The organism is Pseudoalteromonas sp. 19-MNA-CIBAN-0066 (assembly GCF_040308705.1).
In the GTDB taxonomy this organism is placed as follows: Bacteria; Pseudomonadota; Gammaproteobacteria; order Enterobacterales; family Alteromonadaceae; genus Pseudoalteromonas; species Pseudoalteromonas nigrifaciens.
Window position 1 is genome coordinate 22,601 of sequence record NZ_JBEONZ010000029.1, and the last position, 19,351, is coordinate 41,951.

The window sequence follows — 19,351 nt, forward strand, 5'->3', positions numbered from 1 at the left end:
TAAGTACCCAATGAGCTTAAGTCATTTGAGCCTCAAATATTTTCGTAATATTGAGGCGCTGACGCTAGAACCAGTTAACGGCGTTAATATAATTTATGGTGAAAACGGCAGCGGAAAAACCAGCCTTTTAGAAGCTATTTATTACCTTTCACACGGCAAATCTTTTAGAACATCAAAGCATAAAAGTATTATTGCGCATCAGCAAGAGCAGTTTGTAATCCATGGCCGCAAAGCTATACACGACTTATCTATTCCTATTGGTATTAGTAAAAACCAAGCGGGCGAAACGAATTTAAAAATTCAAGGTAAGGCGAGCCGAAAAATATCAGAACTTGCACAGCTTATGCCGGTACAAATAATTACTCCAGAGAGTTACTCGTTATTTTTTGGTGGGCCTAAAGAGCGCAGAAAGTTTTTAGATTTAGGTTTGTTCCACGTGGAACATGAGTTTTTCTTTTTATGGCAATCGTTCAATAAAGTGTTAAAACAACGAAATGCGCTACTAAAAAGTAAGCCAAAGAATTATTTTGACCAAATTAAGTTTTGGGACAAAGAATTTGTTAGACTGGCTGAGCAAATAAATAAATTAAGAATGGCGTATATAAGTAGGTTTAAGCAGCAGTTTTTTGATAAAATGTGTGCAGAATTAACGCTAATACGCGATTTAGAAATAAGCTTTAATGCCGGCTGGAAAGAGAGCGAATCTCTTAGCGATGCATTAGAGTTAAACTTTGAGCGAGATGCTCGCCAAGGTTTTACTAGTAAAGGGCCTCATAAGGCTGATTTTAGTTTTAGTGTCGCTGGCAGCAGCGTTGAGAATATTTTCTCTCGTGGACAATTAAAGCTATTACTTTATGCGTTAAAAGTAACGCAAAATAGTTTAATTGAGTCAGAGACAGATAAGCAATCTATATTGCTAATAGATGATTTACCTTCAGAGTTAAGCGAAGATACAAAAGAGAAAGTGGGGCAACTATTAGCTCACTGCAGTTCTCAAATTTTTATATCTTCAATTTTGTCTGAAAGTATTTCTGCTGTGGTGGAACCCATGCAACGAGAACTGCAAATGTTCCACGTGAAACATGGCAACCTAATAACAAGATAAGTGGGATTAACCATGTCTGAGAATTATGACTCGTCGAGTATAAAAGTACTTAAAGGATTAGACGCAGTAAGAAAGCGTCCTGGAATGTATATAGGGGACACCGATGATGGCACGGGCTTACACCATATGGTGTTTGAGGTCGTCGATAACTCTATAGATGAAGCCTTAGCAGGTCATTGTGATGATATTTTTGTAACGATTCACTTAGATGGTTCGGTATCTGTACGAGATAACGGCCGTGGTATCCCAACTTCAATTCATGAAGAAGAAGGTGTATCTGCAGCCGAAGTAATCATGACGGTACTGCATGCCGGTGGTAAGTTTGATGATAACTCTTATAAAGTTTCAGGTGGCTTACACGGTGTTGGTGTATCGGTTGTTAACGCATTATCAGAAAAGCTTAAATTAACAATTCGCCGCGAAGGTAAACTTCATGAGCAAACATACTCTCATGGTGTACCAGATGCGCCATTAGCCGTAATTGGCGACGCAGACACAACTGGTACAGAGTTACGTTTTTGGCCAAGTGATCAAACATTTACTAACTTAGATTTTCATTACGACATTTTAGCTAAGCGCTTACGCGAGCTTTCATTTTTAAACTCTGGCGTAAGCATTATTTTAAATGATGAGCGTGAAGAGAATAAAAGTGATCACTTTAAATACGAAGGCGGTATCAGAGCGTTTGTAGAGTATTTAAACCGTAATAAAACACCTATACATAAAGGTGTATTTCACTTTACACATACGCGTGAAGAAGATGGTATTGTTGTTGAAGTGTCAATGCAGTGGAATGATGCTTATCAAGAAAACATATACTGTTTTACAAATAACATCCCACAACGCGATGGTGGTACTCACTTAGCCGGTTTTAGATCTGCGCTAACACGTACACTTAACAACTATATGGAAAAAGAAGGCTTTAACAAAAAAGCTAAAACAACCAGTAATGCAACGGGTGATGACGCTCGTGAAGGCTTAACTGCTGTTGTAAGTGTTAAAGTACCAGATCCTAAGTTTTCATCACAAACTAAAGACAAGCTAGTTTCGAGCGAAGTTAAGTCTGCGGTTGAACAAGCTATGGCTGAAAAATTCACTGAATTTTTATTAGAACACCCAACAGATGCGAAAATTGTTGTAGGTAAGATAATAGATGCGTCACGTGCGCGTGAAGCTGCACGTAAAGCACGTGAAATGACACGTCGTAAAGGTGCAATGGACTTAGCCGGTTTACCTGGTAAGTTAGCCGATTGCCAAGAAAAAGATCCAGCACAATCAGAACTATACATAGTGGAAGGAGACTCTGCTGGCGGATCAGCCAAGCAGGGACGTAACCGTAAAAACCAAGCTATTCTTCCGCTTAAAGGTAAAATATTAAACGTTGAAAAAGCACGTTTTGATAAAATGCTTTCATCACAAGAAGTAGCAACACTCATTACGGCATTAGGTTGTGGTATTGGTCGTGATGAATATAATCCTGAAAAACTGCGCTATCACCGTATCATTATCATGACGGATGCTGACGTGGATGGTTCGCACATTCGTACCTTATTACTTACGTTCTTTTATCGCCAAATGCCTGAAATTGTTGAGCGCGGATATATTTATATTGCACAACCACCACTTTATAAAGTGAAAAAAGGTAAGCAAGAGCGTTATATTAAAGATGATCCAGCACTAGTTGAATACCTAACAACACTTGCTTTAAATAATGCAACTTTGTACACCAGTACAGATGCAAGCGGTATTGAAGGCGAAGCACTAGAAAAAATTGTTCACGATTATCAAAATACCGTTAAGGTAATTGAGCGTCTAAAACGTAAGTTTCCTAATACTGTAATGAACCGTCTTATTTACCAAAGTGAACTGAAAAAAGAAGATCTTTCAGATGAAGCTAAAGTAATAGCATGGACTAAAGAATTAGTTGATGACTTAATTGATCGTGATGAAGATGCTACTATTTTCCAAGCTGCAACAGAGCACGATACTGAGCGCAATTTATACTACCCAGTAGTGAAAATTCGTCAGCACGGTGTAGATAAAGCGCACGTACTTCATTATGATTTTATAGCTTCACGCGATTATCAGCGCATTGCTGTTACTGGTGTAAACATTGCAAATATCATTACCGAAGGCGCTTATATTCAACGCGGTGAGAAAACACAACCTGTTGATAACTTTGTGGATGCTTTAGAATGGCTAATTGCTGAATCTAAGCGTGGCCTCTATATACAGCGCTATAAAGGGTTGGGCGAAATGAACCCAAGTCAGCTGTGGGAAACTACAATGGATCCCGATGCACGTCGTATGCTACAAGTAACCGTTGAAGATGCAGTAGCTGCCGATCAGTTATTTGCAACGCTAATGGGTGACCAAGTAGAACCTCGTCGCGAGTTTATAGAACAGAACGCGCTACGCGTAGTTAACCTAGACGTATAATTAGTAATACTACTCACAAAAAAGGAGCCAATGGCTCCTTTTTTATTTTTTCAATTGCACAAACTGCTTAAAACCTGCGTGTGCACAAGGTATACTGAGGGTAATTTTCACGCTACTTCTCAGATAGTAAAAAGCCAAATATGCAAAAATATGACGTTAAAACCTTTCAAGGTTTGATCCTGGCTTTACAGGATTATTGGGCGCAGCAAGGCTGCGTTATTATTCAACCACTTGATATGGAAGTGGGCGCTGGGACATTCCACCCGCAAACATTTTTAAAATCGATTGGCCCAGAGCCAATGTCGAGTGCATACGTACAACCGTGTCGACGACCTACCGATGGCCGTTACGGCGAAAACCCAAACCGCTTACAGCATTATTACCAGTTTCAGGTTGTGCTAAAGCCTTCGCCAGATAATATTCAAGAGCTTTATTTAGGCTCTTTAGCGGCCGTAGGCATAGATACCTTAACAGACGAAGTGCGCTTTGTTGAAGACAATTGGGAATCACCTACCTTAGGTGCGTGGGGCCTAGGTTGGGAAATTTGGTTAAACGGCATGGAAGTAACCCAGTTTACCTACTTTCAACAAGTGGGCGGCATTGAGTGCTCACCGGTAACTGGCGAAATCACTTACGGCCTAGAGCGTTTAGCCATGTATATTCAGGGCGTAGACAGTATTTACGACCTAGTTTGGGCTGATGGCCCGCTTGGGCGAGTAACTTACGGCGATGTGTTTCATCAAAATGAAGTAGAACAATCTACTTATAACTTTGAGCACGCCAACGTAGAAGATCTATTTGCTCAGTTTGATAAATGTGAAGCAGAGAGCCAAAAGTTAATTGAAGCAAACTTACCGTTACCGGCTTATGAGCAAGTAATGAAGGCATCGCATGCATTTAACTTATTAGACGCGCGCCACGCAATTTCGGTAACCGAACGCCAACGTTACATACTACGCGTTCGTGCTTTATCAAAAGCGTGTGCACAAAGTTATTATGATAAACGTGAAGCGCTTGGTTTCCCGCTGTGTAAGGATAAGTAGGCATGTCAGCACAAAACTTATTAGTAGAAATTGGCACCGAAGAGTTGCCACCAAAAGCGCTGCGTAAATTAGCAGAAGCATTTGCTGCAAACTTAACTGCAGAACTAGAGACATTAGAATTAGCGCATCAAGGCGTAAGCTGGTATGCATCACCACGTCGTTTAGGCCTTCGCGTAATAGCGCTTGATGCAAAACAACAAGATAAAGAAGTAGAAAAACGCGGCCCAGCAATTAAGGCAGCGTTTGATGCAGATGGCAATCCTACTAAAGCTGCAATGGGTTGGGCACGTGGTTGTGGTATTGAAGTAAAAGATGCGCAAACACTTGAAACCGACAAAGGCGCGTGGTTGCTGCACCTTGCTAAAGTAGCAGGGCAAGAAACTAAAACGCTGATGGTTGACGTTATTAATAAAGCGCTGGCTAAATTACCTATTCCTAAGCCAATGCGTTGGGGCGCGAATAAAACACAATTTATTCGTCCAGTGCATACGGTAACTATTTTATTGGGTGATGAGTTAGTAACAGGTGAAGTGCTGGGTAAGCAGGTAAGTAACCAGCTTCAAGGACATCGCTTTCATCATCCTGAAAAAATTACCATTAACCATGCTGATGATATTTTTGATGTTTTAAAATCAGCCTACGTTATTGCCGATTACGAGCAGCGTAAAGCGCAAATTCGAGCGCAAATAGAAGCTGCAGCAAAAGCAATAAATGCGGTTGTAGCCATGGATGAAGATTTACTTGAAGAAGTAACATCACTGGTAGAATGGCCAGTAACATTAACGGCTACATTTGAAGAAGAGTTTTTGGCAGTACCGGCCGAAGCGCTTATTTACACGATGAAAGACGATCAAAAATACTTTCCGCTTTTAGATCAAAACGGCAAACTTTTAAATAAGTTTTTGTTTGTGTCTAACATAGAAAGTAAAGATCCTAGCGTAGTGATTTCGGGTAACGAAAAAGTAGTGCGTCCTCGATTAGCCGATGCGCAATTCTTTTTTGAAAGCGATAAAAAGAAAACACTAGAAAGCCGTTTAGAATCTCTCGATAGCGTATTGTTCCAAAAACAGTTAGGTACACTTAAAGACAAGTCTGCGCGTATTAGCGAGCTTGCCGGTTATATTGCCCAGCAACTTGGTGCAGATAAAGAGCTAGCACAACGTGCTGGTTTATTGAGTAAAACTGACTTAATGACCGAAATGGTGATGGAATTTACCGACATCCAAGGTGTTATGGGAATGCATTACGCACGTTTTGACGGCGAAGCTGAAGATGTAGCACTAGCGCAGAATGAGCAATATATGCCACGCTTTGCAGGCGACAGCTTACCTACCAACTTAATTAGTTGCGCAGTAGCGATTGCCGATAAGTTTGATACCTTAGTGGGTATCTTTGGCATAGGCCAAGCGCCAAAAGGCGACAAAGACCCATTTGCTTTACGCCGTGCTGCTATTGGCGCATTGCGCATCATGGTAGAAAAAGAGCTACCGCTTGATATTTTAGACCTAGTTGCTAAATCGCAAACCTTGTTTGGCGATAAGCTAACTAATCTTAATGTATCAACCGATGTGTTTGAGTTTATGCTAGCGCGTTTCCGTGCTTGGTATCAAGACGAAGGAATAGAAGTAGATGTGATTCAAGCTGTGCTTGCACGTCGTCCGACTAAACCTGTTGATTTTGATCGCCGTGTTAAAGCCGTAAGCCATTTTCGCACATTAGACGCAGCAGAAGCGCTTGCAGCCGCTAATAAGCGCGTAAGTAATATACTTGCTAAAAATGACATTACCAGCGAAGGTAATGTAGATGAAAGTTTACTAACCGACGACGCTGAAAAAGTACTTGCGGCACAAGTAGCAAAATTTGCTACTGAACTTGCACCACTTTACGCCAGTGGTAATTACCAAGAAGCATTAAGCCAATTGGCTGGTATTCGTCAAAGTGTTGATAGCTTTTTTGATAACGTGATGGTTATGGCCGACGACGAAGCAGTTAAGCAAAATCGTCTGGCGCTTTTAAGTCAGTTAAGCGGATTGTTTTTAGGTATTGCAGACATTTCTGTACTACAAAAATAACATTATTCGATAATGTAAAAAGCCAGCGTTTTGCTGGCTTTTTAGTTTTAATTTTGGTGTATTATTAACCTGCATATATAAAGTAAGGATCTCGAATGAAAAGCCCAATAAAACGTATTTTAACCTTAGCACTTGTTAGTTTTTTAACTGCTTGTTCTACGCAAATAACGCTTGATGATGTATTGCCACAACAAAAATTAGATCGTACCGTGTATTTAAGGGGCGACTTTACCTTATGGGATGCAGAGCCACAGTACCAATTTACCCAAGTAGCGCGATCGCTGTATCAAGCAGAAGTTAAATTTTCAACGCCTGGTAAAGTATACGAATTTAAAATTGCCGATGCCGACTTTAGTGAAGGTTACAACTGTGGCTACAGCGATACTCAGCCAGCAGGGCAAAAACTAACATTAGGCCAACCTGCAGTTGCCGACTGTAATACTATTTATAACTACTTTAGTTACACACCAGCAATAAAAGGCACCTACATAGTAAGTATTGATTACAGTAATTACGACAAGCCACAAGTGACGATAACTAAAAAATAAAGGTTTTAGGTAATAGGTTTTAGGCTCTAGGATTGAGCCTAGGATCAAGAAGGTAGTTTATTATGCAACTTGAGTATGCAACACGAAGTGAGTTTCAAAGAGTTCTTAACGAGGCTGTTTTCTTATTCCAAGAGACATTCAACTCATATTACCAAGACTCGGAGGAGGGGAAGCTACAATACCTTTCTATAAAAAAGTTACTTAATCATTGTCAGAGTATTTCAGTAATTCTAAATGGAACATCATTTGAAGCTATAGAGAATAGCACTCAAATTGACCATGCCTCAGCAAAGGTGCTGCTGAGAAGTGTAATTGAAATATACACAACTCTAACGTCATTATTTTGGTTTGAAGGGAAAGAAGATTTAAGAGAGCTAAAGTTTAGGTTTTTGGTTTATAAATACTCTGGTTTGAAAAGCAGGCAAAAACTAAATCATGATAAAATTACTAGTGACAGATTAAGAAAAAAAATTAGCAAAGAAGAAGTGGATGAAATTGAAAGTCTAAAGAGAATGATAGAATGTAAAGGGTTAGAGTTAGGTAAGGATAAAGTTTATATAAAGAATGTCATAGCAAAAGGCTGGCAGGCTAAACCCATAAATAGAAGACTAGAAGAAACGACATTGCCTAAATGTATTAAAATACAATATTCATATTTATGTGGCTATTCACATTCTGGCTTTGATTCATACATGCAGTTAGCCGAAGATGAAAGTAGTGACATAAGAAAGAAAGCTAGTAAAGAAATGCTCTACTTCTTCACCTCACTTCTGCTAGCTAAGTTAAACCAAACCTTGTTGTTTAATTTAGCTGAAAATGTAGAAGTCAAAACAGATTTAAATGAAACTTATAGGTTATTAAATAAATATGGTACAAATAATTTTGATTAGACCTAGTACTTATTCTTAAAGCCCTTTCTTAACTACATATCTATACGGTGCTGCTTCTGCATCTTTAGCCACCAGCGTGTGATCCATAAACGTACAAAAGCTCGGAATGTCGCGAGTTGTTGATGGGTCATCAGCGGTTATTAATAACGTTTCACCATCATTCATTTTACGAATAGCAGCGCGTACCATCATCACTGGCTCTGGGCAGCGAAGGCCTATGGCATCTAATTGGTGATCGGGGTTATTAAAGCTCATAATAAATTTGCCTGTTTAGTTAAAGCGATTGCTGCACATTAGGGTTTTACATTTTATAAGTTGTAGAGTTTAGCGCAATTTAAAGCGTTATTTAACTATTTTACTCATATCTAAGTTACACATCTTATTTAATTAAAGGACTTAATCAATAGAGCGTGGCAATAACAAATAATACACCCGATCACAGTATTCCAGATTTTTTAATCTAACCATATAAAACAACTAAAAATAAACCAATAAAAAAAGGCGAACTGCATAAAATCAGTTCGCCTTTTTAATCACCAAGATGGTTTTACATGTTTAAACTAATTAGTCTTGAACACGTTCAAATACAGTTGCAATGCCTTGGCCTAAACCAATACACATAGTTGCTAAACCGTATCGTACATTTTTATCTTCCATTAAGTGAATAAGCGAGGTGCTAATACGCGAACCCGAACAACCCAGAGGGTGACCAAGTGCGATTGCGCCGCCGTTTAAATTCACTTTTTCGTCAACTACATCCATTAACCCTAAATCTTTCATTACAGGTAATGATTGTGCTGCAAAGGCTTCGTTAAGCTCAACTACGCCTAAGTCATCAATTGTAATACCTGCTTGTGCAAGTGCTTTTTTGCTTGCTGGTACTGGGCCGTAACCCATGATTGATGGATCGCAACCCGCTACTGCCATTGCTTTAATGCGTGCGCGAATTGGTAAGCCAAGTTCTTTTGCTTTTGCTTCGCTCATTACTAACATTGCAGATGCGCCGTCAGAAAGTGCAGAAGAAGTTCCGGCTGTTACCGTACCCGATGCAGGATTAAACACTGGGCGCAGCTTTGATAGGCCTTCTACCGTTGTTTCTGGACGAATTACTTCGTCGTCTTCAACTAAGATAAGAGAACCATCTGCTGCGTGACCTTCCATTGCTAAAATTTCGCGGCGAAAACGTCCCTCAACAGTTGCAGCTTGAGCACGTTGATGTGAGCGGTACGCAAATTCATCTTGCTGCTCACGGCTAATGCCATGCAGTGTTGCTAGGTATTCAGCTGTTAAGCCCATAGAGCCAGCAGCTTGCGCAATGCTTGTTGCTAAACCTGGGTGAAAGTCGTTACCGTGAGTCATAGGTACGTGGCCCATGTGCTCAACACCACCAATTAGGTAAGTGTCGCCAGCGCCAGTCATTATTGCGCGTGCTGCGTCATGCAATGCTTGCATTGACGAGCCACATAAACGGTTAACTGTTACTGCTGGTACGCTATGTGGAATACCGGCAAGTAATGCAGCGTTACGAGCAACGTTAAAGCCTTGCTCCAATGTTTGCTGTACACAACCCCAATAAATATCGTCAATTGATGCTGGATCAACTGCTGGGTTGCGATCGAGTAAGCCTTTCATTAAATGTGCGCTTAAGTCTTCGGCACGTTTATTTTTGAATACGCCACCTTTAGAACGACCCATAGGTGTGCGGATACAATCTACAATTACTGGATTATTCATGATATTAACCTTCCACCTTATAGAAAACACGACCTTCTTCGGCCCATTGACGAGTTTGCTCTGATACTTGATAAATCGCACCTAAGTGAGCATATTTGTCGGCAGTTGCCACAAAGTTAGCTAAACCGGTTTGATCTAAGTAACGGAACGCGCCGCCTCTAAACGGAGGGAAACCAACACCGTAAACAAGTGCCATATCAGCTTCTTGTGGTGATGCAACAATGCCTTCTTGTAAACAAAGTAGTACTTCGTTAAGCATTGGGATCATACAACGGTCAATGATTTCTTGTTTATCGAATGCTTTTTCTGCTTCAGTAATTGGCTTAAGCAGCTCAATTGCAGTTTCGTCATGCGATTTTTTAAGACGACCGCGACGATCTGTTTCGTACTTATAAAAACCAGCTTTGTTCTTTTGGCCAAAACGCTTTTCGTTAGCAAAAATAGTCACTGGGTCTTTATCTGCACGCGCCATGCGCTCAGGGAAACCATCGGCCATTACGCCAGTACAATGAAAAGCGGTATCAATACCTACAACATCAAGTAAGTAAGCCGGACCCATAGGCCAGCCAAATACGTTTTCCATTACTTTATCTACTTTTGCAAAGTTAGCACCTTCAACTACTAATTTGCTAAAACCTGCAAAGTAAGGGAATAAAACACGGTTTACAAAAAAGCCAGGGCAATCGTTAACAACAATAGGAGACTTGCCTAATTTAAGCGCGTAATCAACTACGGCGTTAATGGTTTTATCAGAGGTTTTTGCACCACGGATAATTTCTACTAACGGCATTTTCGGTACTGGGTTAAAAAAGTGCATACCACAGAAGTTTTCTGGTTTATCTAACGCTTCTGCAAGTAAATCAATACAAATAGTTGAAGTGTTTGAGGTAAGTACCGTGCCCTCTGGCATGGTTTTCTCAAGCTCTGCAAGTACTGCTTGCTTAACTTTAGGGTTCTCTACTACGGCTTCAACAATAATATCGGCACTTTGTAGATCAGAATCATTAAGGGTCGGTTTAATTTTGCTTAGCGTACCAAGCATTTTTTCCATCGACATATGGCCACGTTTAACTTTTTGGCCAAGTAACTTAGAGGCTTCGCCCATACCTAAGTCAAGTGCATCCTGTTGGATGTCTTTCATTATAATAGGTGTACCTTTATAAGCAGACTGGTATGCAATACCGCCGCCCATAATGCCAGCACCTAATACTGCAGCTTGTTTAATTTCTACATCGCTTTGTTTAGCAAGTTTACGTGATTTACCTTTAATGTACTGGTCGGCTAGAAATATACCAATTTGCGCGGCAACTTCTGGCGTGCCTGCTAATTTAGCAAAGTTAGCATTTTCGATTGCCATTGCTTCATCACGAGTACAGTTAGCAGCTGCTTTAATGGTTTTTACAGCCATTACAGGTGCAGGATAGTGGCCTTTAGTTTTAGCCATTACCATGCCTTCAGCCATTGCAAAGCTCATGCCTTGCTCAACACGGTTTAATTTAAGTGGTTGTAGCTTTACATTGCGTTTTGCTTGCCAATCGAGCTTGCCAGCAATTGCTAATTCAAGTGTTGATACACTTGACTCTATAAGTTTGTCAGCACTAACTACTGCGTCAAAAGCACCTACTTTAAGGGCATCTGCTGCGCGGTTAGTAGAACCTGAGGTAATCCACATCATGGCGTTATCGGCACCAATAATGCGCGGTAAGCGTACTGTGCCACCAAAACCAGGCATTATGCCAAGGGTTACTTCTGGAAGACCCATTTGTGCAGTTTCGCTTGCTACACGATAATCGGTAGCAAGTACCCACTCACAGCCACCGCCAAGTGCTAAGCCATTTACAGCGCTTAGAGTTGGGAATGGTAAGTCTTCGATAGCGTCAAAAACGTCAGTGGCTTCTTTTATCCAAGTTACTAGTTCTGCTTCAGATCTAGTAAATATAGGTAAAAATTCGAATACGTCGGCACCAATAATAAAGTGTTCTTTATCACTGGTAAAAATCATGCCTTTTATATCAGTATTTGCAGCTAATTGTTTTAATGCTGTTGCGCAATCTGAAAGGGTTTGCTGAGATAGTGTGTTTACAGAAGCTGTAGCACAAAACTTAAACTCGGCGATGTTTTCCTTTATGAAGCTAACTTCAAAGGAATCGCTTTTATATAACATTATTATTCTCCCTAGTTGACGAACTAAGACTGGTACGATGAGTTGCGATTTAATCAGTGTGCTTGCTTTGAATTAAAAATGCAACGAAAAATTTAACTTGGTTACAAAACAGTTGGTTAAAATATAGCTTGTTTGGTGCTATGGTGGAACAAAAGTTTTTGCTTATTATTTTAATTTTATTATGAAGGCATTATGAAAAAATATTTATTAAATGCTATGGCAGCGGTTTTTATTTTCCCTCTTCACTGCGTTGAGGCAAACATCGATAACGATGCATTTTTAGACGCTGAAAAAAAAGTTCGCTATGGTGATTACCAAGACTTTAAAATGGCTATAAGTAATCTTGATCATCCATTAAAGCCTTATGTTGAAAAAGTATATTGGCAACGACATCCCGATATAAAACACCAAGCAGAAATAGAGGATTACCTCACTATTTATCAGCATACGCCGCTAGAGTGGCCAGTGCGTAAAGCATGGTTAAGCTATTTAGAAAAGCATAATAAAAAAGCAGCGTATATTCGCAATTACCGTAAAACTTCTGATACTGAACTGACTTGTACATATTTAGATTATCAACTTGATTTAGGTGCGCCAGAAAAAGCGATATTTAACCAAGTAACTGATTTATGGACGGTAGGCAAGTCGCAACCTAAAGCGTGCGATGGGCTTTTTTCGTTATGGCGTAAAAAAGGCTATATGAGTAAAGAGGCTGTTTGGCAGCGGGTGACTATGGCGGCAGAAGGCGGTACTCAAAGCCTATTACCTTATTTAAAAACATTACTACCCAGTAATGAAGGTTACTTAGCTGATTTATACTTAAAAGTACGCCGCGATCCAAGTGCTGCAGCCGGATTATACAGATACAAAAATAAGTCGGTTAAAGAAGGGCAAATTGCTCTTTATGGTGTAAAGCGTTTAATTTGGCGCGATAAAGAGCTTGCTTTAAAAGCATGGGAAAAGCTAGAGCAAATATTTACTTACAGCGATGCAGCTAAAGCAGATGTGTATTATACCTTTGCACTGTCGCTTGCTTCCAGCGGACATAAACAAGCAAGCTTTTGGCTAAACAAAGTGCCAAAAGATCGCCAAGACAGCAAACTAATTCAGTGGCAACTCGGTAATATGCTTAAAACCCAAGACTGGGAGGGTATTGCAGCCTTTTTTACTGGTAAAGATAACTTAAGTCTTGGCCAGCAATACTGGTTAGCGTACAGCTACGCAAAACGTGGTGAGCAACAAAAAGCAGACGCTATTTGGAAAACAGTAGCAGCTAATCGCGATTATTATGGTTTTTTAGCCGCGGCACGATTAGGGTTACCGGTTGATTTAAATAACCAACCTTTAGTTGTTGATCAGGCGCTTGTTAATAAAGTAAAAAATGCCCCGGGCTACAAGCGTGCGAAAGCTTTTTATGAGCTTAAGCGCTTTACCTCGGCACGTCGCGAATGGAATTACCTAACAAACACTTCGAGTGACGAAGAAAAGTTAGCTGCTTCAATACTCTCCACAGAGCTGGGTTGGCATGACAGCACTATTTTTACACTGGCAAAAATAAAAGCGTGGGATAACGTAGAGCAGCGTTTTCCGTTTGCGTTTCAAGATGTATTTGAGCGCTACAGTAAGCGCAGTAAAATAGACGTGGCGTGGAGTATTGCCATTGCGCGCCGTGAAAGCTCATTTGCCCCCGATGCACGTTCATCAGCAAATGCGCGAGGGTTAATGCAGTTATTGCCCAGTACTGCCGATTACGTAAATAAAGGCAGTGTGTCGAGCCGCCGCTTATATCAACCACAAACAAATATAAGATTAGGTACGCGCTATTTGCAGTATTTAAAAAAGAAAAACCACGGCAATGAAATATTGGCAACGGCTTCATATAACGCAGGGTATCATCGTATTAAACGCTGGTTACCAGATGAAGCTATTCCAGCAGAGCTATGGATTGAATTGATCCCGTATAGAGAAACTCGCGATTATGTTAAAAACGTATTTGCCTACAGGCAGGTTTATCATACGCGTTTACACCGCGAGGGAAATATACTGGCGCCGCTACTCGAAATGAAAATGGGCGGATAATTAATAAAGGTAGGGGGATGCTAATAAGGTTAGATGTTCCCCTTATTTTGAGCGCTTTGGGTATGGATTGTGTGTGTGGTAGACTCAAAGCAAGTTAAATACAACAGATGGGTTTATTATGGATAAATTAGCCGTTTTATACGCCGAACATATTGCAACACTGCAACAACGTACTCGTACAATTTGTGAACGTGAAGGGTTAGAGGGATTAGTTATTCACTCGGGCCAAGCTAAGCGTCAGTTTTTAGATGATATGTATTATCCATTTAAAGTTAATCCACACTTTAAAGCTTGGTTACCAGTACTAGACAATCCACATTGCTGGATTGTGGTAAATGGTAGCGACAAGCCTAAACTTATTTTTTATCGTCCGGTTGATTTTTGGCATAAAGTGCCAGATGAGCCGCGCGATTTTTGGGCTGAGTATTTTGACATTGAATTGTTATTACAGCCCGATCAGGTTGAAAAGCTATTGCCCTACGACAAAGCTAACTACGCTTATGTGGGCGAATACTTAGAAGTAGCACAAGCACTAGGCTTTAGTGTTATGAATCCTGAGCCGGTACTAAATTACTTTCATTACCACCGCGCTTATAAAACCCAATATGAGCTTGAATGTTTACGCAACGCCAACCGTATTGCAGTAGATGGCCACAAAGCTGCCCGCGATACCTTTTTTAATGGTGGCAGTGAGTTTGATATTCAGCAAGCTTACTTAATGGCAACTCGCCAAAGTGAAAACGAAATGCCTTATGGCAACATTGTGGCGCTAAACGAAAACTGCGCCATTTTGCACTACACGCACTTTGAGGCAAAAGCACCGCAGCAACACAACTCATTTTTAATAGATGCAGGCGCTAATTTTAATGGCTATGCGGCAGATATTACCCGTACGTATGACTTTAAAAAACAAGGCGAATTTGCAGAGCTAGTGCAAGCAATGACTGCAGCGCAAATAGAGTTAGGTACGGGGTTAAAACCCGGCATGCTTTATGGTGATTTACATGTTGAGTGTCACAATAGAGTTGCACAAATACTTAGCGACTTTGATATTGTTAAGCTACCGGCTGAGGAAATAGTTGAACGTAAAATTACCTCTACCTTCTTCCCACATGGTTTAGGGCATCACCTAGGTTTACAAGTGCACGACATGGGTGGTTTTATGGCTGATGAAATGGGCGCACAACAAGCAGCTCCAGAGGGACATCCATTTTTGCGTTGTACTCGCATAATTGAAAAAAACCAAGTGTTTACTATTGAGCCTGGGCTATACTTTATCGACTCTTTGCTAGGCGATTTAGCACAAACCGATAATAAACAGTTTATTAATTGGCAAAAGGTAGAGTCGTTTAAGCCTTATGGTGGTATTCGTATTGAAGATAACATCATAGTACACGAAGATAGCCTTGAGAATATGACACGAAATTTAGCGCTAGATTAATCACGCGTTAGACTAGCTGTATTATAAAGAGGGGCCTGTTGGCCCCATTTTTTGGTTTATAACTTGGTTCATCAACGAATGTCAGAATATAAATACCCAGCAGCAGATGTTTTTCATCAAGAAGAGATTAAAAAAAGCACCTTTATTGTGCATATTGCACATACCCCAGATTTAAGTTCAGCTAAAGCGTTTATAAAAAGTATTGAAACTAAGTATGCCGATGCACGGCATAATTGCTGGGCTTACGTAGCGGGTAAACCAGGAGGAAGCCATGTGTATGGGTTTTCAGATGATGGTGAGCCAAATGGCACCGCCGGTAAACCCATGTTAAATGTGCTTATGGGCTCAGGGCTTGGTGAAGTTACCGCTGTGGTTACGCGTTATTTTGGTGGTATAAAGCTAGGTACAGGCGGTTTAGTACGTGCTTATGGGGGCACATTAAATAATGCATTAGCTAACTTATCAACGATAAATAAAGTGCCAAGTATTGAGCTAATTGGTAGTAGTGAATACAGTATGCAAGGCGTTATTGAGCAACTATTAAAAACGAAGTATCAAGTGCTTAACATCGATAAGCAATTTACTGCTAATATTGAATGGGTTATTACTATTGATAGCCGCCAAGCGACGCAAGCAATTCAAGATATTTTTGATTTAAGCCACGGCGCGGTTGAGTTAACCATTAAAGAGTAAGACAATATCTTACTCGTTAAACTTACTAATAATAAAAGCGATACGCTAAATGCAATTTCGTACCATTATAAAAATCCTTGGGCAACTTGTTGCACTGTTTAGTATTACCATGGTGCCTCCGGCAATCGTGTCTTTAATTTATAAAGACGGTGGTGGTGTTCCTTTTGTTTTGGCTTTTATTTTTAGTGTCACTATTGGCTTAATGGCTTATTACCCTAACCGCCACGAAGATGGCGATTTAAAAGCGCGGGAAGGGTTTTTAATTGTTGTGTTGTTTTGGTTGGTACTTGGCGCGTTTGCATCCTTACCGCTGATATTTTTACAAGAGCCAAACCTATCACTGGCTGATGCGGTATTTGAAGCGTTTTCGGGGTTAACCACCACCGGAGCAACGGTACTAACCGGTATAGAGTACTTGCCTAAATCGGTATTATTTTATCGCCAACAACTACAGTGGTTTGGCGGTATGGGGATCATTGTATTGGCGGTTGCTATTTTACCTATGCTAGGGGTTGGTGGTATGCAGCTATATCGCGCCGAAATACCAGGGCCAGTAAAAGACTCTAAAATGACCCCGCGAATTGCCGACACCGCAAAGCACCTTTGGTATATATATGTGTCAATTACGCTTGCGTGTACCTTGGCATATTGGATTGCAGGTATGGATTGGTTTGACGCAATAAGCCATGCGTTCTCAACGGTCGCCATTGGTGGGTTTTCTACTTATGATGCCTCTATGGGGCATTTTGATAGCCCAGTAATTAACTTTATTTGTGTGTTCTTTTTAATTATTGCAGCCATTAACTTTTCACTGCATTACGCTGCGGTAGCAAGTAGAAATATCAGTGTTTATATTCGCGACCCTGAGTTTAAAGTGTTTTTATGTATTCAGTTAGCGCTGGTGGTGATTTGCTTTACCGTGCTTTCGTCTCATGAAGTGTATGCCAATGGCGATGAAACACTCGACCAAGCGCTATTTCATGCTGTTTCAATTAGCAGTACGGCAGGATTTGCCACCGATAACTTTTCGGCTTGGCCATTATTTTTACCAATACTGCTTATATTTTCGAGCTTTATAGGTGGCTGTGCGGGCTCTACCGGTGGCGGTATGAAAGTGGTGCGCGTATTCTTACTATACTTACAAGGCGTGCGAGAGCTTAATAGGCTAGTGCATCCTCGGGCTATATATTCTATCAAGTTAGGCAGCAAAGCGTTGCCAGACAAAGTAGTAGAAGCTGTATGGGGGTTTTTCTCAGCGTACGCATTGGTGTTTATAATTATTATGCTAGCGCTGATGGGAACCGGTATGGATAACATTACAGCATTTTCTGCTACTGCAGCGTGTTTAAATAACCTTGGCCCGGGCTTAGGAGATGTTGCATCGCACTATGGGTCTATTAGTGATGGTGCTAAATGGTTGCTTACTATTGCTATGGTATTTGGCCGTTTAGAAATATTTACTTTATTAGTGCTGTTTACGCCTACATTTTGGCGCGGATAATTTAATTGTTAGTTTATAAAGAGTATTAGGGAAAAGGATATGCCAACAACTAACCTAGAAAAGTTACACCAAATAATGTCTGGTGCCATGGTTGATCTTGAAATTTTAACACCAACAGCCAGCAAGCGTGTAAAAACAGAGTTTATAGGTTTGCTCGAAAATCGATTTATTATTTTAAACTATCCGAGCTCAAAGCGCCTGCCTACAGCAAGCGACTACCTGCACGATGGGGTAATGGTGGTAGTAAGAGCACTAATAGAGGGAAGTGGTGGGCAGGTTATCGCTTTTCGTCAGCAAATAATGTCAGTTGCATCTCATCCCGCACGCTTACTTTTTATTAATTACCCAAAGCAAGTGCAGTTATTCGATTTACGCTCGCAAACTCGTATACCTACCTTATTATCGGCCAAGCTAAAACTTAGTGATGACAGGATACTCGACGGGGTAATTAAAGATATTTCGCTAACGGGCGTAAAGTTTGATCTTAAAGACAAAGCCCAGGCCGAAAACATTAAAGGGATGCAATGCTCAATCATCCTCGATAGCAGTAATAAGCAAGTTAAAGACTTTCAGGGAGAAATTTGTAGCGTGAAAGAACACGTTCAAGGTGCTTACTGTGGAATAAAGCTATTAGCCAGCGAAGAAGAAATGAAAAGCTTTATGGGGGATCACTTTATTGACCCTTCAATACTCCAATCAGAAACCGAGTAACTGTACATTTCGCTATTTTGCAACAAAATAGCGATTTATTAAATTTAATTTTAAATAACGCATACCTGCATTGATAAAAATAAAATAATCGATAATAACCAATTATTTATAAAAATAAAAATTATTGGTTATTTTCATTTCAAAAATTATTCAGCTGTAACCGAGTTGAATACCTCAGCTAAACAGTCTCCTTACAGTGTGTATTTATAATCTGTGGCATTTTTTGCTTTTTGTAAGGCATTGAATTTGTTCGAACTTATTGTTTGGGCTTAAAGTGTGTTGCAAAAAGGCAACAAAAATAGACAGTTAATTATCACCTTTAAGTGCATGTTACCTTTAACTAATTGAAGTTATTGATGTTTTAAATGTTGGCATCGAAGTTGTAATAGTTAAGCTGTATTGCATTAAACGTGATTTAAAGTGAAGCACTTAATCGCAGTTAACATAAACTTTGAAGGAAGATTGATTATGAAAACATTAAATAAAACGTTAGCACTTATCGCTCTAGCATCGTCATCAGCCGCTTTTGCAGCAAGTGATTTTGATACCCTTGATGTAGATGGTAATGGCGCAATTAGTCAAAGCGAAGCTGCTGTTGATGCAGAGTTAATGAGTATTTTCTCAGAGCTTGATACTGACCAAAACGGTGAGTTATCAAAAGAAGAATTTTCTAAAGCATAAGCAAAATGCAAGGTTGATAAAATTCTGTGTTGCCAAAGACAACCTAAGTAAGCAAGGGAGCTTATGAAAAAGAATAACAAGGAAAGTATAAACCTTAGTATATCTAATTTTTTGATAAAGCATTGAATAACATAGTAAAGGATTAAATTATGAAACAGTTAAATAAAGCACTCGCACTTATCGCTCTAGCATCGTCATCAGCCGCTTTTGCAGCAAGTGATTTTGATACCCTTGATGTAGATGGTAATGG

General features: G+C 40.1%; 15 protein-coding genes and 1 pseudogene. 13 read left to right on the top strand and 3 right to left on the bottom strand.

Going from position 1 to position 19,351, the window contains the following annotated elements; all coding sequences use genetic code 11:
* Positions 1 to 10 precede the first annotated feature (10 nt).
* From recF to AAEZ18_RS14505, 6 genes are all read left to right on the top strand, one after another.
* The gene (gene recF, locus AAEZ18_RS14480; RefSeq protein ID WP_182678449.1) at positions 11 to 1,105 is read left to right on the top strand and encodes a DNA replication/repair protein RecF; all 1,095 of its coding nucleotides are present in this window, start codon (positions 11 to 13) and stop codon (positions 1,103 to 1,105) included.
* 12 nt (positions 1,106 to 1,117) lie between these two features.
* The gene (gyrB, locus tag AAEZ18_RS14485; RefSeq protein ID WP_011326736.1) at positions 1,118 to 3,544 is read left to right on the top strand and encodes a DNA topoisomerase (ATP-hydrolyzing) subunit B; all 2,427 of its coding nucleotides are present in this window, start codon (positions 1,118 to 1,120) and stop codon (positions 3,542 to 3,544) included.
* A 140-nt stretch (positions 3,545 to 3,684) separates the two neighbouring features.
* Entirely contained in the window at positions 3,685 to 4,587 is a 903-nt protein-coding gene (glyQ, locus tag AAEZ18_RS14490) for a glycine--tRNA ligase subunit alpha (protein WP_011326737.1), read from the top strand.
* Positions 4,588 to 4,589: 2 nt separating this feature from the next.
* The gene (gene glyS, locus AAEZ18_RS14495; protein WP_182678447.1) at positions 4,590 to 6,659 is read left to right on the top strand and encodes a glycine--tRNA ligase subunit beta; all 2,070 of its coding nucleotides are present in this window, start codon (positions 4,590 to 4,592) and stop codon (positions 6,657 to 6,659) included.
* 95 nt (positions 6,660 to 6,754) lie between these two features.
* Positions 6,755 to 7,207, top strand: a complete 453-nt coding sequence (locus AAEZ18_RS14500) for an early set domain-containing protein (RefSeq protein WP_011326739.1) — start codon at positions 6,755 to 6,757, stop codon at positions 7,205 to 7,207.
* Positions 7,208 to 7,269: 62 nt separating this feature from the next.
* Complete coding sequence (locus AAEZ18_RS14505) at positions 7,270 to 8,097, top strand: DUF5677 domain-containing protein (protein WP_350595006.1); 828 nt, start codon at positions 7,270 to 7,272, stop codon at positions 8,095 to 8,097.
* A 15-nt stretch (positions 8,098 to 8,112) separates the two neighbouring features.
* Here AAEZ18_RS14505 and tusA read toward each other — a convergent pair whose 3' ends face one another.
* The 3 genes from tusA to fadB all read right to left on the bottom strand — a co-directional run bounded on the left by tusA (position 8,113) and on the right by fadB (position 11,995).
* Positions 8,113 to 8,352 (bottom strand): sulfurtransferase TusA, encoded by a 240-nt coding sequence (tusA, locus tag AAEZ18_RS14510; protein ID WP_086996459.1) that lies wholly within the window; start codon positions 8,350 to 8,352, stop codon positions 8,113 to 8,115.
* Positions 8,353 to 8,661: 309 nt separating this feature from the next.
* A complete protein-coding gene (fadA, locus tag AAEZ18_RS14515; RefSeq protein ID WP_011326742.1) occupies positions 8,662 to 9,831 on the bottom strand; it encodes an acetyl-CoA C-acyltransferase FadA in 1,170 nt (389 codons plus the stop codon).
* Positions 9,832 to 9,835: 4 nt separating this feature from the next.
* Positions 9,836 to 11,995, bottom strand: a complete 2,160-nt coding sequence (fadB, locus tag AAEZ18_RS14520) for a fatty acid oxidation complex subunit alpha FadB (protein ID WP_011326743.1) — start codon at positions 11,993 to 11,995, stop codon at positions 9,836 to 9,838.
* A 192-nt stretch (positions 11,996 to 12,187) separates the two neighbouring features.
* On the opposite strand from fadB, the gene AAEZ18_RS14525 reads away from it, so the two are divergent.
* The 7 genes and pseudogenes from AAEZ18_RS14525 to AAEZ18_RS14555 form a co-directional block, all read left to right on the top strand.
* A complete protein-coding gene (locus AAEZ18_RS14525) occupies positions 12,188 to 14,074 on the top strand; it encodes a transglycosylase SLT domain-containing protein (protein ID WP_182678445.1) in 1,887 nt (628 codons plus the stop codon).
* Positions 14,075 to 14,192: 118 nt separating this feature from the next.
* Positions 14,193 to 15,515: a Xaa-Pro dipeptidase gene (pepQ, locus tag AAEZ18_RS14530; protein ID WP_011326745.1), complete on the top strand. Its 1,323-nt coding sequence runs from the start codon at positions 14,193 to 14,195 to the stop codon at positions 15,513 to 15,515.
* 78 nt (positions 15,516 to 15,593) lie between these two features.
* Positions 15,594 to 16,208 carry a YigZ family protein gene (locus AAEZ18_RS14535; RefSeq protein ID WP_208834939.1) on the top strand — a complete coding sequence of 205 codons (615 nt, stop codon included), beginning with the start codon at positions 15,594 to 15,596 and terminating at the stop codon, positions 16,206 to 16,208.
* Between the two features lie 49 nt (positions 16,209 to 16,257).
* Positions 16,258 to 17,709, top strand: coding sequence for a TrkH family potassium uptake protein (locus tag AAEZ18_RS14540; protein WP_011326747.1), 1,452 nt, complete (start codon positions 16,258 to 16,260; stop codon positions 17,707 to 17,709).
* Between the two features lie 39 nt (positions 17,710 to 17,748).
* Entirely contained in the window at positions 17,749 to 18,420 is a 672-nt protein-coding gene (locus AAEZ18_RS14545; protein WP_089367525.1) for a flagellar brake domain-containing protein, read from the top strand.
* 468 nt (positions 18,421 to 18,888) lie between these two features.
* A complete protein-coding gene (locus AAEZ18_RS14550; RefSeq protein ID WP_058372236.1) occupies positions 18,889 to 19,101 on the top strand; it encodes an EF-hand domain-containing protein in 213 nt (70 codons plus the stop codon).
* 149 nt (positions 19,102 to 19,250) lie between these two features.
* Positions 19,251 to 19,351, top strand: a pseudogene (locus AAEZ18_RS14555) (calmodulin); the annotation flags it as partial.

Bases quoted from the DNA above. Each gene is read 5' to 3' on its own strand.
- recF (WP_182678449.1), top strand. From the start codon at position 11: ATGAGCTTAAGTCATTTGAGCCTCAAATATTTTCGTAATATTGAGGCG.
- gyrB (WP_011326736.1), top strand. From the start codon at position 1,118: ATGTCTGAGAATTATGACTCGTCGAGTATAAAAGTACTTAAAGGATTA.
- glyQ (WP_011326737.1), top strand. From the start codon at position 3,685: ATGCAAAAATATGACGTTAAAACCTTTCAAGGTTTGATCCTGGCTTTA.
- glyS (WP_182678447.1), top strand. From the start codon at position 4,590: ATGTCAGCACAAAACTTATTAGTAGAAATTGGCACCGAAGAGTTGCCA.
- AAEZ18_RS14500 (WP_011326739.1), top strand. From the start codon at position 6,755: ATGAAAAGCCCAATAAAACGTATTTTAACCTTAGCACTTGTTAGTTTT.
- AAEZ18_RS14505 (WP_350595006.1), top strand. From the start codon at position 7,270: ATGCAACTTGAGTATGCAACACGAAGTGAGTTTCAAAGAGTTCTTAAC.
- tusA (WP_086996459.1), bottom strand. From the start codon at position 8,352: ATGAGCTTTAATAACCCCGATCACCAATTAGATGCCATAGGCCTTCGC.
- fadA (WP_011326742.1), bottom strand. From the start codon at position 9,831: ATGAATAATCCAGTAATTGTAGATTGTATCCGCACACCTATGGGTCGT.
- fadB (WP_011326743.1), bottom strand. From the start codon at position 11,995: ATGTTATATAAAAGCGATTCCTTTGAAGTTAGCTTCATAAAGGAAAAC.
- AAEZ18_RS14525 (WP_182678445.1), top strand. From the start codon at position 12,188: ATGAAAAAATATTTATTAAATGCTATGGCAGCGGTTTTTATTTTCCCT.
- pepQ (WP_011326745.1), top strand. From the start codon at position 14,193: ATGGATAAATTAGCCGTTTTATACGCCGAACATATTGCAACACTGCAA.
- AAEZ18_RS14535 (WP_208834939.1), top strand. From the start codon at position 15,594: ATGTCAGAATATAAATACCCAGCAGCAGATGTTTTTCATCAAGAAGAG.
- AAEZ18_RS14540 (WP_011326747.1), top strand. From the start codon at position 16,258: ATGCAATTTCGTACCATTATAAAAATCCTTGGGCAACTTGTTGCACTG.
- AAEZ18_RS14545 (WP_089367525.1), top strand. From the start codon at position 17,749: ATGCCAACAACTAACCTAGAAAAGTTACACCAAATAATGTCTGGTGCC.
- AAEZ18_RS14550 (WP_058372236.1), top strand. From the start codon at position 18,889: ATGAAAACATTAAATAAAACGTTAGCACTTATCGCTCTAGCATCGTCA.